We start from the raw sequence: 13,674 nt of genomic DNA, 5'->3' as shown, positions 1-13,674 counted from the left end.
AATTCCCACATTCACTAATTCACAATTAACCCTATGTGTGGAATCGTAGCGTATGTAGGTCAGCGAGAAGCCTACCCATTGATTATCAAAGGTCTGAAACGCCTGGAATATCGGGGTTACGATAGTTCGGGGGTCGCGCTGCTGAATGGAAGCGGCTTGAAGGTTTTCAAGAAGAAAGGCAAAGTGGCAGATCTGGAAGCGGAGCTTTTGGAGAAAGACACTCACGCCACGCTCGGCATGGGACATACGCGCTGGGCCACGCACGGTGAACCCAACGACACCAACGCCCACCCTCACTATTCGAATGACCGAAAGCTGGCGATTATCCACAACGGCATTATCGAGAACTACGCTACTCTCAAGCAAAAACTTCAACAGAAGGGGCACGAATTCACGAGTGATACCGACTCGGAGGTCCTGATTCACTTTATCGAAGATGTGCGGCAGGAAACCGGCAAGTCGCTGGAAGCGGCCGTGCGTCTGGCTTTGCAGGAAGTTGTGGGGGCTTACGCCATCGTTATCATGTCCGATGAGCATCCCGGCCAACTCATTGCCGCCCGCAAGGGAAGTCCGCTGGTGATTGGCATCGGGCAGGACGAGTACTTCTTCGCTTCCGACGCCACGCCCATCATCGAATACACCAAGGATGTGGTCTATCTCGATGATTACGCTATTGCCGTGGTCAAAAATGGGGAGTTGAATATTCTCAACCTCGACAACGTCCAGCAAACGCCTTATATCCAGAAGCTGGAAATGGAACTCGACGCCATAGAGAAAGGGGGTTACGAGCATTTCATGCTTAAAGAAATCTTTGAACAACCCCGCTCCATCGCTGACAGTATGCGGGGACGCGTTCGGGCCGACGACGGCCACCTTCAGCTCGGTGGTCTGCGCAGCTACCTCGATCGCCTCGCCGCTTCCAAACGCATCGTGATCGTAGGCTGCGGTACTTCCTGGCATGCGGGGCTAGTAGGCGAATACCTTTTTGAAGAACTCGCCCGCATCAATGTAGAGGTGGAGTACGCCTCGGAATTCCGCTACCGCAATCCGATCATTAAGGAAAACGACATCGTGATCGCCATCTCGCAATCGGGTGAAACGGCCGACACACTGGCAGCCATTGAACTGGCCAAGTCCAAAGGTGCCCTCATTTTCGGCGTGTGCAACGTAGTGGGTTCTTCCATTGCCCGCGCTACCGATGCGGGTGCCTATACGCATGCCGGGCCGGAGATCGGTGTAGCGAGCACCAAGGCATTCACGGCGCAGGTAACGGTACTTACGCTCATGGCCATTGCCGCCGCCAAAAGCAAGGGCACTATTTCGGAAGAAGACTATCGCCAACTGCTGATCGAATTGGAGAATATTCCTTCGAAAGTTCAGCAGGTATTGGAAAAAGCCGAGAAGATCAAGGAGATCGCCTATATCTTCACTTATGCCCGCAATTTCATCTACCTGGGCCGGGGGCTAAACTTCCCCGTGGCGCTGGAAGGAGCTTTGAAACTCAAGGAGATTTCCTATATCCACGCTGAAGGCTACCCCGCCGCCGAAATGAAGCACGGTCCTATCGCCCTTATCGACGAGGATATGCCCGTAGTTTTCCTGGCGACTAAGGACAGCTCCTACGACAAGATTGTCTCGAATATCCAGGAGGTGAAGGCTCGAAAAGGCCGCGTCATTGCCATCATCACCGAGGGCGACACGCTTATCCCCACGATGGTGGATTTCGTGATTGAAGTACCGAAAACCCACGAAATGCTGGTACCATTGGTGTCCGTGATTCCGCTGCAACTCCTCTCCTACTACGTGGCCGTAATGCGGGGACGAAATGTGGATCAGCCGAGAAATTTGGCCAAATCGGTTACTGTAGAATAGGTTATCGGATCAATGGTAAAGGGTGAACGGTTAAAGGCAATAATGGGAAAAATTTCGCTGTTATTATTTCTTGGGATAATGCTTATGTCCTGCGGTTCAGGAGAGAAGGATGACAGCTACGCACCGAAACCGAAGGGATACAACCGGATTGCATTGCCTCCGCATAGTTACCAGGCTTTGCCGGATAAATACCCCTACCAATTCGACTATTCGCAGGCGGCGGTGATTCTGCCGGACACTTCGGTACTGGCCGAGAAGGACTGGATCTATATCTACTACCCCAAACTCGACGCCAATATCCAGCTTACCTATAAGCCCGTGCGTCGCGATCCCGCCCGTCTGACAGACTTTATCGACGACGCCTACAAACTGGCCGGCAAGCACCAAATACGGGCCACCGCCGTGCAGCAGCAGACTATCCTGACCCAAACCGGAAAAACGGCGACACTCATCCGCCTGGAAGGCGACGTCCCTACGCCTTTCCAGTTCTACACCACCGATAGCACCACCCACTACCTGCGCGGGGCGATCTACTTCCCCACTGCTACCAAAAATGACTCCCTGGCACCTGTTATCGAGTACCTAGAACGCGACGCGCTGCGGTTGTTGAATACGCTGAAGTGGAAGTAAAACTCCTGCCTCTGCTACTTAACATAATTCGAAGTCTCCACCAGATATTGCCATGAAGTAGTGGTCGAATAATTTAGGGTTAACACGTTTGCTGATTTACTAACCATTGGTTATTTTTGAGCATATTCTTACTAACCCTTATACAGATGAACTTAATTAATTATTGGTTGCTGGTTATAGCTGGAGGCATTGTGGTAGGTCTGCTACCTCAGGCGTTTCCCGGAACAAATCCCGATGAAGTTCGCTGGTTGGGCTTTGTAGTATGTATGTTGCTGTACATTCCGACAATAGCAATTCTTAGGATGCGCTACCTGAAAATGTCTTGGAAGGAATTCTTGATTGGCATCATTCCTTTTTACGGAACGCAGCATCGTTTCAGAAGACTTTTGGAGAAATAAACAACAAGCAGTAACTTCTTTTGGAGAAGGGGCCGGATCGTATTGATCCGGCTTTTTTTATCGAAGGCGGGCCTAAGCATTTACAATTTATCGATCATGGAAAGAATCGTTCATGCCTGTAAAAGGGCAAGAATGTAATTCGTACTCTAACCCATTGTCAACAAAAATTGGCAATGAAATTCTAAGCGTGTATCTTTGAGGTTCAAGGCATTACAAAATACCGACGATATGGCTAAGAGAATCCCAAAAAACCAACTCCCGCTCGATTACTCGGCGCACTGCGACCGTATTGTGCTGACGCTTGGACAAGTGGAAAGCCAGGAAGCCGCTGAATCCCTTTTCAATGACCTGGTGGCGGGCAATTGGCTCATCGAACCCGCCGGCGAAGTGGCAGATGTGTCGTCGGCGCAGGATATTATCCATACAATCGGCCTCAAACTACCCTATCCCGAAACGGTAAAAGTAGCACAACTGCACGGCATGGGTGATGTTTTTACGGGTTTTTCCGCCGTCTTCCGGCAAAAGGGATGGGTGTTTATCAACGCCGCAGCCGACGCCAACGAGCGCTGCTATCACACCTACCTGCTGACCCTTTCACTGGGACTAAGCCGGACCTACCCCAATCAAACTTCGCTGGCGCAGCGGGCTGAGCAACTGGTGTTCGAAACGCTGCTATCGCCCAAGGAGGTCGGCAGTTTCTTTCACGACGGCGTCAGCCGCATTCCGCCTTATCTGGCCGCCGACATCGCCGATTTCTTCAAAGTACCCTTCCCGATGGTTCTTAAGCGCGCCCTGCAACTCGGCATTGTGACCGACGAGCAGTATCGCAACTTCATGACCGTCCAGCCCGCCCAGGCCGGCAAGCCCCGCGAACTCTTCATTGCTCCCGAAGGCAGCATGGAAGACTTCGAGGCACAGCTTTTTGGTGAAGAATAGCGAATAGTTTTCGGCGTTCAGAGTATCATTTTCCTGATGGGTCAATGGTTAACAGCCACTGAGCACCAATCCCAGTTGCGATAAAACCGTTAACCTTTTAGCGCCACGGAGCTCCGCGCATCGACCATTTCACCTATCACCTGCCGGTCGCTTTACATATCCTCCTTGTAATGGATCGTCAAAACGGTAATATCGTCGAACTGGTCCTCTTCCCCGATGAATTCTTTGAGCTTGGCCAGCAGGCTGTCGTTGATTTCCTTGGGGGTTTCTTCGCCGGATAAGGCATGCAGGTGTTCTTCCAGTCTCTTAAAGCCATAGCGGTCATTCTCGCGGTTGTTGGCGTCGGTCGCCCCGTCGGTATACAGGAAAAACGTATCGCCATGCGCCAGCTGCAGCGATTGCGGCGTGTAGGCATAGTCCTTATCGATGGCCAGAGCCAGGCCGCCCTGCTTCTTGACCGTTTCGACTGTACCGTCTTTCCGGCGAATCAGCGGTGGTTCATGCCCGGCGTCGATGTATTCCACTGAGCCTGTTTTCAGGTTGATAATGCCCATGAAGGCTGTCACAAACATGAAAGAGTTGTTGTTTGTGCTCAAAAAATGATTCACCTGCCGTACCTCATCCGTGAGGTTCTGATAGGTCGGGCTCAAAAAGTGGCTCTTGAAGATCGCCTTCGTGATCGCCATGAACAGAGCCGCCGGAATGCCCTTGTCCGACACATCGCCGATAATAAAAAACAGGTGGTTTTCGTCCAACAGGAAGTAGTCGAAGAGGTCCCCGCCTACAACCTTGGCAGGTTCCAGAAATGCATGCAGGTCAATATCGAGGCGGTCGGGGAAGGGCGGCGACTCCTTGGGCAGCATGGACTGCTGGATTTCCTTGGCGATGTCCAGGTCGTTCTTGATAGCCACCAGCTGATCGCGCTCGTGCTGGAAGAGCTTAACCATGTTGATGTGCTCGATGGTCTTGTTGATCGTAATCTCCAGATCCTCGAAGTTGATGGGCTTCGTAATAAAGTCATAGGCGCCCCGGTTCATGGCTACGCGAATATTGTCCATATCACCATAGGCTGAAACCATCACGGCTTTCAGAGCCGGGTTCTTCCGCTCATTGACCATCGAAAGGAAAGTGAGCCCGTCCATTTCGGGCATATTGATATCCGACAGAATGAGTGCGATGTCCTCGTGTTCATCCAGTTTTTCAAGTGCCTCTATGCCATTATGCGCAAAGACAAACTCAAACTGCTTGTCTCGGATCTGCTTCCTGAATCGCTGGGAAATGAGCATCTCCATATCCAGTTCGTCGTCTACATTTAGAATTTTCATTGTTGTTAATTTTTTTAATTGATTAGTACCAAAGTTCCTAAGTACCTGAGTTAGCTTGAAAGCTTCCAAGTTCCACCTGCTTTCACTTTATGGCTTAGGAACTTTGGAATTCAGGTACTTCTTGCAAAACGTCACTTCTCAACGGGCAACCATATTACAAATTCCGTAAATTCTCCCGGCTCGGAAGTAACGCTAAGCTGACCTTTATGGGTCTCGTTGATTGTTTTGAGGCTCAGCGACAGACCAAGGCCCGTCCCTTCACCAGGGGGCTTTGTAGTGAAAAAGGGATTGAAAACCTTCTGCACCAGTTCGTCGGGAATTCCAATGCCGTTATCACGGATTTTTATTTCGATGCCATCCTCCATGCGAGCCGAAGTTACCGTAATTCGCGGAGTATAATCCGGATTAGGCGGAGCCTTGCGTTTTTCGTTAACAGCGTAGCAGGCGTTGTTCGTCAGATTGATAATGACGCGCACGAATTCGTTGGGCATCAGATTCACCTGCCCCATGTCAGGGTCGAGATCAAAAGTAAAGGCAACGTTGAACTCCCGGTCGTGGGCGCGGACCCCCTGATAGGAGAGTTTGGTGAATTCTTCCAGCATCTGGTTCAGATCGGTGGGCGCAAATTGCCGGTTGTCGTCGCGGGTTTGGTCGAGCATACTCTGCGCGATGCGCTCTGCCCGGCGGCCATTTTCAAAAATGCGCGTCAGGTTGGTTTCTACCATACCCGACAGTTCCTCCAGCTCATCCAGGTTCGCCGAAGCTGCTTCTGCTCGCTCTTTTTCCAAGAGCTCCTTCATCTCTGCCACCAAATCCAGGGCCAGGCGCGAAAAATTATTGACAAAATTGACTGGATTTCTGATTTCGTGCAGGATACCCGCCGTGATCTGCCCGATCCCTGCCAGCCGATTTTGCTGTGCAAACTGCTCCCGCGCCGACTCGATTTCCTGCCCCAGTCGTTGCACCTCTTCTGTCAGAAGGGCATTTGCCTGTTTCAGGTCTTCCTGATGATTGATAGTTTCCATAGTTATTAGGGTTATAGTCAAGTTCGGTGACTTTGGTCTTTTCGGTTGAAGGTCCAACTGGGTGTCCGGCGGCAGTTATGGCTGTTCAGAAATCACATTAGCCAGTGAATCAGCATGCAAACTCATATTGTATTGAAAATCCTGACAAAACAAACTGTTGCTGTTTTTCTTCGCCCCAGTCACTCATCCATCATTGTCGTCAGTACACTGGCAACATGATTATCACTTCTGCGTACTCGCCTTCTTTTGATTCGATTTCAATCAGTCCCCGGTGCAATTCCACTATATCTTTGCTCATGTAAAGTCCCAGTCCCGTCCCTTTGGAGGTCGGTTTGGTTGTGAAAAACGGGCTGAACATCTGCTCCATTTCCTTCTTGGGAATCCCTTTCCCGTTATCCCTGAGGCGAATGACTACCTTGTTTTTAATTGTTTCGGTCGAAATGCGCAATTGTGGACGGTGCTTTTTGTCCACTTTCTGTCTTTCCAGCGTCGAGTAGTAGGCATTATTGATGATGTTGCCAATCACGCTGCCCATTTCGGTGGGCAACACCCGCACCTTGGGGGAAGGGGTTTCGAAGTCATAAATAATTTCCAGTTCGGTCTCCTGATCGCGGGTTTCGCTCCGAAGTTCCTGGTAAGCTGATTTCGCCTTTCCTTCCACAAATGTGTTTAGGTCAGTTTCCAGAAAATCAGTAGACTTTTCCTTAAGCAATCGCTGCATGTCCTTCACGATGCGGGTGGTGCTGTTTCCGTGCTCCTGAATTTTCACCAAATTCATTTTCAACATTTGCATGTCGCCGAAATAATCATCGGCGATGGCCTCAGGCAGGTGCTCACTGTTTTCTGGGACCAATTCCACGAGCTCTTCAATCAGCTCGTTCGACGACTCCGAGAAATTATTGATGTAGTTAAGCGGGTTCAGGATCCGGTCCACGATGCCGCGTGTCAATTGCCCGACCGACGCCAATCGCTCCTGACGGATGAGCTCGTCCTGCGCCACTTTCAGATTGTTAAGGGTCTTTTCAAGATTTTCAAGAATCCGGGTTTTGATAAAAGCCGCAATGAGGTGCTCTTTCAAGTTTCGGATCATGTCGAAATCTTTCTGATCAAATGCGTTGGCGCGGGTAGTGTTTTCCAGCGTGATAAAACCCTCGACGTGGCCCTCGACATTGATCACAATCGTAATGAGTGACTTCGGTTCGGGCAGGGTGTCCAGCGCATTGCCCAGCGGCACGAAGGGCGCGTCGCTGCGGGCGTACACATCCTCGGCCCGTTCCACGGCATTGTTCAGGTACCTCTCCTCAGCCTGTTGCAGCGTAAGCTGCAGCGATTCAAGCTGGGCCAGCGACAGATTGCCGTAGGCAGCCTTGAAGCGAAAACTGTTGGATTCCTTATCGTAGATCAGGGCCGTAGCGCTTTCCATGCTCCGGATGATATCGAGCCTGGCCAGTACGGTTTCGAAAAGGCTCGTAAATTCGATTTCGGAGTTGATCGACTGTACAATCTGATCGATCTTTTCCAATTGGTCGTTTTTGGAGGCCAGTTCCTGCGACTGTTCTTCCAGCTCCTCCTTCTGGCTGGAAATCTCCTCAGTGCGCTCCAGAATCATGCTTTCGAGCATATCTTTCTCCTTCACCAGAGCCCGGAGCCGCCAGCGGATGAGAAAATACAGTAAAGTGGTCAGTACGACGAAGTACAGCACGTAAGCCCACCACATCAGGTACCAGGGTACGGCCACCACAAACTCAAAGACCGACTCCTCACTCTCCAGTTCGTAAATGTTCTTCGCTTTCACCCGGAAGCGGTAGCGCCCCGGTGCCAGGTTGGTGTACTCCTTGCGATTCTGCGCCGTCCAGTCCGACCACAGGTCGTCATAGTTTTCAAGAATATATTTAAAAACCAACTCTTCCCCCGCATTGAAACTAGTGGCCGAAAACACGAAGCTAATGTCGTTCAGATCGTAGGCGAAACGCATTCGTTCCGGATTCAGAACCGCATTTTTCATAGTGACGTCGCCTTGCCGGTAGCCATCGAAGACCAGTGTATCGGCCTTCAGGTTGATTTTTCGAATGAGGGCCGGATACGATTTGAGGTAATCGTCCGGCTGACCCAGGTCAAAGCGTATGGCGCCTTCCGGACCGCCAAACCAGACCAGGCTGTCAATATCAGGGTAAATGACATCGAATGTACGGTCAGAGAAAGCACGAAATGGCTGCGTTATCGGCTGAAATCCGTCTTGATTTTTTTTGTAAAAAGTGACAAACTTTTCATCGCCCCGCGTAGTCCAGAAATTACCGTTCTGGTCGGGAATAACGCTACCTTTCCAGTAATTGGCCGCCGTGCTGTCGGTTTGGAATAGATTGTAAGGGATAAAAGTGTCCTTTTGTGCGTCATAGCGAAAAGTACCGTTTTTGTTCCAGGCGATGAGTCCCTCCGGGCTATTGACGATTTTGTTGTATAGCAGCGTCTTCAGGCCGTTTTCCTTATTATAGAGCTTCCACTCTGTCGCCCGGGCATCGGTGCGGTATAGTCCTTTTGATAAAGTTTCCAGCCATATGTGCCCGTCTTCATCTTCGCTGATGCCCACAATCTGATCATCTATTCCTGCCACTTGTCGGTAGCTGTTTCTTGCCAGATCCAAAATCCCCAACCCGTTTTCCAAGCCTACGAATACTGTTTTGGGATTGCTATTTAACGGGTGCAGACAAAGGGCAAAATCTTGGGAAAGTGGCCGCGCTGAGGCACCGTCGATGCGGTACACGCCCTTACTTGTGGCAGCCAGAAGCGTCCCGCTGGCATCTGACAAATAAAAGCAGCCCGCATTCAGCCCGTTAACCTGATTAGCCCGCAGCCCGTCGAGAAAATACAGTCCGTTCAGGGTACCGACGTACATCCGCCCCCGGTAGCGGAGCAGATGATTCACGGCACCTTTTATACCCACGGCTTCGTCGAATACCGACATGGGCGATGGAATATCCACCTGCGCCAGGCCGTCGTTCAGAGCCAGCCACAAAATCCCGCCACGGCCCTGATACAGGCTGTTGGCTTGGGTGTCATCGAAGGTACTACCCCGGATAATCTGGGAAATGCGCCCCTGGCGGTCGATCAGGGCTATACCGCCTTGCAAAGTGGCAAATGCAAAAGTGTTGTCATCGAGCCGAAGTCCCGTACTCACCTGGTTGGTGCCGAGATAGGCATTGGCCGGGGCATCGAAGCGAGTCAGAAGATTATTGGAAATTTTGAAAAGTCCCTGATTACTGGTCGCCACCAGAATATTCTGCGCATCGAACGATAACATAGCACTGATATCCAGCAGCGCAGGCAGGCGCGGTGAAAGGGCAACGGGCAGGATTTTGTTACCGTCGAACCTTCCCAAACCACGTTTCCTTTGATAAAGGTAGATATGCCCCTGCACAAAGTAGGATGACAATATCAGGTCTTCGGTATGCCACTCCCGCACGATCCGCTTATTCCAAAGGTAGATGTCTTTTTTACCGATAAAATAAATTCCTGCCGGCGTACCTACAATACTCATGATTTCTCCAAAGGGCGTGGTCAGGCGTTCGCTCAGACTGGCGAAGTGCAGCGTTCCCTTTGCATCGGGTTTCAGGTAGCCAAACTCGCCGTTGGCGCCAACGAAGATTCTGCCCGCGTCGTCGAGGTACAACGACGACACCTTGGCGTAGTTCGTCGTCGTGATCGTCCGCCAGGACGTTCCGTCGTATTCCAGAACTCCCGCGAAGTTGCCGAAGTACATCATACCCCGCTTGTCCTGCACGATGGCAAAATTTTGCCCGTGGGCGTTGTACTCCTTTGCCGAATGCACCTCCGCCAGGGGGTTTCCGATTTCGCGACTGGCCAGGTCGCCCTGCGAAAACGCCGGATGCCACAGCGCAAAGACGCTCAGGAGCAGTATCCAGCGAAACAGATGAGCGATATGGAGGGAAGCAAAAGGCATTTTATGGTGAGTGGTGGAATTTTGAGGGTTGAATCAGTGGGTACAGGCTGCCGTTACGGCAAACTATCCCTTTATCTATGAGGCCGTTAAATATTCTGTTTTCTCAATTTTTTGACAAATCATCAGATGAAACGTATCGTCCTGTGCCTTCATGACCAGGCGTATATCCCGATATCGTCCGGGATTCTGCTGGTACAGGGCACGAAGGGCGGTTTCAGCAATGACAGCCTCCGGTGAGACAGCGTGTGCGGCCAGCGTAATCGTGTGGTCCGCTCCGCTTTGGGCCAGAGCTTCGAGGGCGGTGGCCCGGAGATTGGCTGAGATTCGGGAAAAATGATTATTGGCGATATCTTTCAACCGCTCATCCGGGGAGAACTGATTTTGGGGGTAAGACTCAGCACTACGCTTCAATTTTTCAGCCAGGGGCTGCTCTTCAAATAGCGGAATAAGTTTGTCTTTCCAGGATTCGGGCAGGGTCATATTCACTACTTCCAGCAAGTACCCAAAGGTTTCCTGGTTGTTATCCAGAAGCAAACTGCACAGATCGTCGAAACGCTGCCCACCCGGCAGCAGGGAAAGCAGGGTAAAAATTTTAGGTAAAATCTTACGCTTTTCGCTCTCCAGGGTAGTTTGAATCGGCGAATCTGATGGGTAGTTTTCTAAATCATGCTGTGCGGCCAGCACCCATACCAGCAGGCCGATGCGGGCGTCGATTTCGGCCGCCACCCCACTGCGTTCCGTGAGCGTCACCCGATAGCCGAGGTGCGTCAGGGCTTCATAAACTTCATCCCGGATTTCTGCTTCGGGATGTTGCATCGCCGGACGCAGGACTTTGGTTGCTTTCACACCACCAATCTGTCGGATGAGCCGGATCAGCCGAATTTGCAGTCGGGGGCTTCCCGACGCCCGGTCGAAACTCCGGGCCAACTCCCGCACCATGGCGTCGCGGCCGCTCCCTTCGCCCGAACCCAGCAGGCCGTACGCCGCCGCTTCATGCGAGCGCTCCGAGTCAAGATGGGCAATCACCAGAGGCCATAGTTCGGCGCTGCGCACCGATCCGGCAGCAATCAAGGCCGCGTTCTTCACGTCCGTGGACTCATCGTTGATGAGCTGCATCAGGTAGCGAAAAGCGTAGTAACGCCCCGATTCGCCCAGCATCTGAGCCGCCAGAACACGATCATGTTCGCGCGCCGAATTTGTCAGTTTCAGAATAAAGTCAAAGCTGCTCCGCTCGTAGTTCAGCGTCGATTTTTTTCGGGCAGCTACCCGCTTCGCCAGCTCCAGATAAGCATCGCCGTCATCCGGAAGCGGTGCGGAAACCGGGTCAGCCCGATCACCCATTGGCTCCAAGCCGGTAGCGGGCTTCTCCAGGGTGGCACGCAGCACGGTTCGGTACTGGTTTTGTACTTTCATCGACAAATACACCCAGCCCGCCAGAATCAGCAGAAAGAAGGCGGCGATTTGCACCGTACCAATAAAGGGCATGCTGGTAAGAATCAAAAGGATAACGCCCGGCACGATATTACCCAAGGCCTTCGGGCCGCCCTCGATGCGGCTCTGTACATTGGCACGCTCCGGACCGGGGATCGGTTGCATCAGAACTTGAAAAGACGGCTCGTTCACCGACTTACGCACCGAACTCATGAAAAACCGGCTAAGCACGATGAAAGCAAAGAATAAAGCCGTGGTGCCGTAGATCGTGCCGTAGCCCACTGCCAACCCCAAACTGAACAGTAGCGTAATTGGCAACAGTGAGATACCGAGCGTTAGGCCGAACTTGCTGATGACTTTGTTGTACAGCACAGTTTTGATCAAAATCTCCAGCAAAGCACAAAAGCCAAAAAATGTACCCAGAAATCCCGCCAGCAACTCTTTGTCAGGAAACACGTTTTTGGATTCTACCGCGAACATGAAATCCACAAAGAACAGACCCACCACGGGCATCATCGCCAGCAAAAACACCAGCAGGTAGTAGGGGTTAGACAGGAAAGTACGCCAGCTGCTCGTGTCATCGGCAGCAGCGGTTTCTGCGTTCTCCTTCGGGGTTTCCTTTATTACCGAAAGCTGTCTGGAAAACCGCCGGACGATCAGTCGCATGAGCACGATGCAGCCAACTACCGCCACCGCCACGATGTACAACAGCTGGTCCGTGGCCAGGAATTGGAGCAGAAGCGGTACAGAAAAAAAACTCAGAATGGAAGAAACTACCTCCCCCGTGCTGATGAGCCCATACAAACGCTTGGCCTGTTGAATATCGAATATTTTGGAAGCAGTGGACCAGAAGGTGATGCCGTTGACAAAGACAAAAACGCGGTTCCAAACAAAGAGGAAGAAAATCAGCCACTTGATATCGCTAAACTGGTACGTCACCAGCAATCCCGTCACGGATAGCATCAGAAAATAAATGAGACCGTTCGCCAGCTTGGAGAACTGAATTTTTCGCTGAACGTAGTTTGTCACAACCCCCAGCCCGTATACGACCAAACCGCCTGCGATGTAGGCCTTGGGCAGCATGGTTCGTTCAAAAGAAATCAGGAAAAGCGAGGTAGTAGCCGTGTAGAAAATGGCAACGGCCACTCCCATACAGAACGAGTAACCGACAAACAAGCCGACGGTTTTTTCTTCTCCCTTCTTAAGGTCTAACAGGCGATATATTTTTTGGGCTTGCAGGTTTGTTTTTGTTTAGTTGTTTAGAGTTGAGACGTTGAGAGATTAAGCGTTGATCGGCCGGGGAATCAGCATATGAAACACCCATTGACAGCGCTGAAAGAAAATCCTGATATCAGCGGCTTTAGCTCGACACATTGCACCCTAAACCAGATTCTTCTTCATCAGGAAAAAAGGTCGGTCGGGCATTTCGGGTATGCTTGGCAGTTCAGCCAATAGCTCGAAACCTAACTTCCGGAGCGATTCGATACGAACAAGCTGAGGAAACGCAATAATGACTTCCGCCCCCTTAACCCTGGCCATTTCTATTCTGATCTGATCGAGCCGTCCCGCCAGACCCTGCCCGCGGTATTCGGGCAAAACCACCAGTCGGTTGAGGGAGGCTACTTTCCTGTTTTCAAAATGCTCGATTTGCTCCGGCGTGAGCATGTCCGCGTAAGGAACATCGGCCAGCGACCCATGGAAACTAAGCCGGGCGGCGGCCACGATATCCAATTCATCCATCACGACCCAGTGCCGGGCCGTTTGATCCAAATCATCAAGCCAGGTTTTTTGGGCGAAAAAGTCAGGATCGACCCCCTTTTCATTCCGCCAGCCTTGTATCCTGAACTGCCCGATGTCGATGATCCGCTCCGGGTAGTCTACTTCCTTGAGTATCAGCTGGGGCAGGTTTCGGTGCACCAGCGACTCCTGCCGCTGGTTGGCAGATCCCGGCGTTCCGAGGGAAAATGGCGAATGAGGGCGATTCATGTTAAAGTTTTTAAACGTTGAGATAGTGTGATGGGCTGGATAGGTCATAAAGGCTGAATTTTTTGAATGGAGGCAATCGCCTCTTTCTGAAAGGAAAATGTAGCTGAAGAGTG

9 protein-coding genes are annotated in these 13,674 nt (G+C 51.5%); 4 read left to right on the top strand and 5 right to left on the bottom strand.

Going from position 1 to position 13,674, the window contains the following annotated elements:
* Positions 1 to 33 precede the first annotated feature (33 nt).
* The 4 genes from glmS (at position 34) to IE117_RS04585 (ending at position 3,836) form a co-directional block, all read left to right on the top strand.
* Positions 34 to 1,872: a glutamine--fructose-6-phosphate transaminase (isomerizing) gene (glmS, locus tag IE117_RS04600; RefSeq protein ID WP_189563143.1), complete on the top strand. Its 1,839-nt coding sequence runs from the start codon at positions 34 to 36 to the stop codon at positions 1,870 to 1,872.
* Between the two features lie 42 nt (positions 1,873 to 1,914).
* The gene (gldD, locus tag IE117_RS04595) at positions 1,915 to 2,502 is read left to right on the top strand and encodes a gliding motility lipoprotein GldD (RefSeq protein ID WP_189563142.1); all 588 of its coding nucleotides are present in this window, start codon (positions 1,915 to 1,917) and stop codon (positions 2,500 to 2,502) included.
* 146 nt (positions 2,503 to 2,648) lie between these two features.
* Positions 2,649 to 2,900, top strand: coding sequence for a hypothetical protein (locus IE117_RS04590; protein ID WP_189563141.1), 252 nt, complete (start codon positions 2,649 to 2,651; stop codon positions 2,898 to 2,900).
* 228 nt (positions 2,901 to 3,128) lie between these two features.
* Positions 3,129 to 3,836: a hypothetical protein gene (locus IE117_RS04585; RefSeq protein ID WP_189563140.1), complete on the top strand. Its 708-nt coding sequence runs from the start codon at positions 3,129 to 3,131 to the stop codon at positions 3,834 to 3,836.
* A 152-nt stretch (positions 3,837 to 3,988) separates the two neighbouring features.
* Here IE117_RS04585 and IE117_RS04580 read toward each other — a convergent pair whose 3' ends face one another.
* From IE117_RS04580 to IE117_RS04560, 5 genes are all read right to left on the bottom strand, one after another.
* Positions 3,989 to 5,161: a PP2C family protein-serine/threonine phosphatase gene (locus IE117_RS04580; RefSeq protein WP_189563139.1), complete on the bottom strand. Its 1,173-nt coding sequence runs from the start codon at positions 5,159 to 5,161 to the stop codon at positions 3,989 to 3,991.
* Positions 5,162 to 5,292: 131 nt separating this feature from the next.
* Positions 5,293 to 6,186, bottom strand: a complete 894-nt coding sequence (locus tag IE117_RS04575) for a sensor histidine kinase (protein ID WP_189563138.1) — start codon at positions 6,184 to 6,186, stop codon at positions 5,293 to 5,295.
* Positions 6,187 to 6,385: 199 nt separating this feature from the next.
* Positions 6,386 to 10,144 (bottom strand): sensor histidine kinase, encoded by a 3,759-nt coding sequence (locus IE117_RS04570; protein WP_189563137.1) that lies wholly within the window; start codon positions 10,142 to 10,144, stop codon positions 6,386 to 6,388.
* Between the two features lie 75 nt (positions 10,145 to 10,219).
* The gene (locus tag IE117_RS04565) at positions 10,220 to 12,751 is read right to left on the bottom strand and encodes an MFS transporter (RefSeq protein WP_189563136.1); all 2,532 of its coding nucleotides are present in this window, start codon (positions 12,749 to 12,751) and stop codon (positions 10,220 to 10,222) included.
* Between the two features lie 204 nt (positions 12,752 to 12,955).
* Complete coding sequence (locus tag IE117_RS04560; protein WP_189563135.1) at positions 12,956 to 13,561, bottom strand: GNAT family N-acetyltransferase; 606 nt, start codon at positions 13,559 to 13,561, stop codon at positions 12,956 to 12,958.
* Positions 13,562 to 13,674: the final 113 nt, after the last annotated feature.

Origin of the sequence: Persicitalea jodogahamensis (genome assembly GCF_014651615.1) — a bacterium.
In the GTDB taxonomy this organism is placed as follows: Bacteria; Bacteroidota; Bacteroidia; order Cytophagales; family Spirosomataceae; genus Persicitalea; species Persicitalea jodogahamensis.
The sequence above is the reverse complement of the archived record's forward strand: the minus strand, read 5'-3'. Positions and strand labels throughout refer to the sequence as shown.

Excerpts from the sequence above, each read along its gene's own strand:
- IE117_RS04585 (WP_189563140.1), top strand. The coding sequence starts at position 3,129 with ATGGCTAAGAGAATCCCAAAAAACCAACTCCCGCTCGATTACTCGGCG.
- gldD (WP_189563142.1), top strand. The coding sequence starts at position 1,915 with ATGGGAAAAATTTCGCTGTTATTATTTCTTGGGATAATGCTTATGTCC.
- IE117_RS04570 (WP_189563137.1), bottom strand. The coding sequence starts at position 10,144 with ATGCCTTTTGCTTCCCTCCATATCGCTCATCTGTTTCGCTGGATACTG.
- IE117_RS04590 (WP_189563141.1), top strand. The coding sequence starts at position 2,649 with ATGAACTTAATTAATTATTGGTTGCTGGTTATAGCTGGAGGCATTGTG.
- IE117_RS04580 (WP_189563139.1), bottom strand. The coding sequence starts at position 5,161 with ATGAAAATTCTAAATGTAGACGACGAACTGGATATGGAGATGCTCATT.
- IE117_RS04560 (WP_189563135.1), bottom strand. The coding sequence starts at position 13,561 with ATGAATCGCCCTCATTCGCCATTTTCCCTCGGAACGCCGGGATCTGCC.
- IE117_RS04575 (WP_189563138.1), bottom strand. The coding sequence starts at position 6,186 with ATGGAAACTATCAATCATCAGGAAGACCTGAAACAGGCAAATGCCCTT.
- glmS (WP_189563143.1), top strand. The coding sequence starts at position 34 with ATGTGTGGAATCGTAGCGTATGTAGGTCAGCGAGAAGCCTACCCATTG.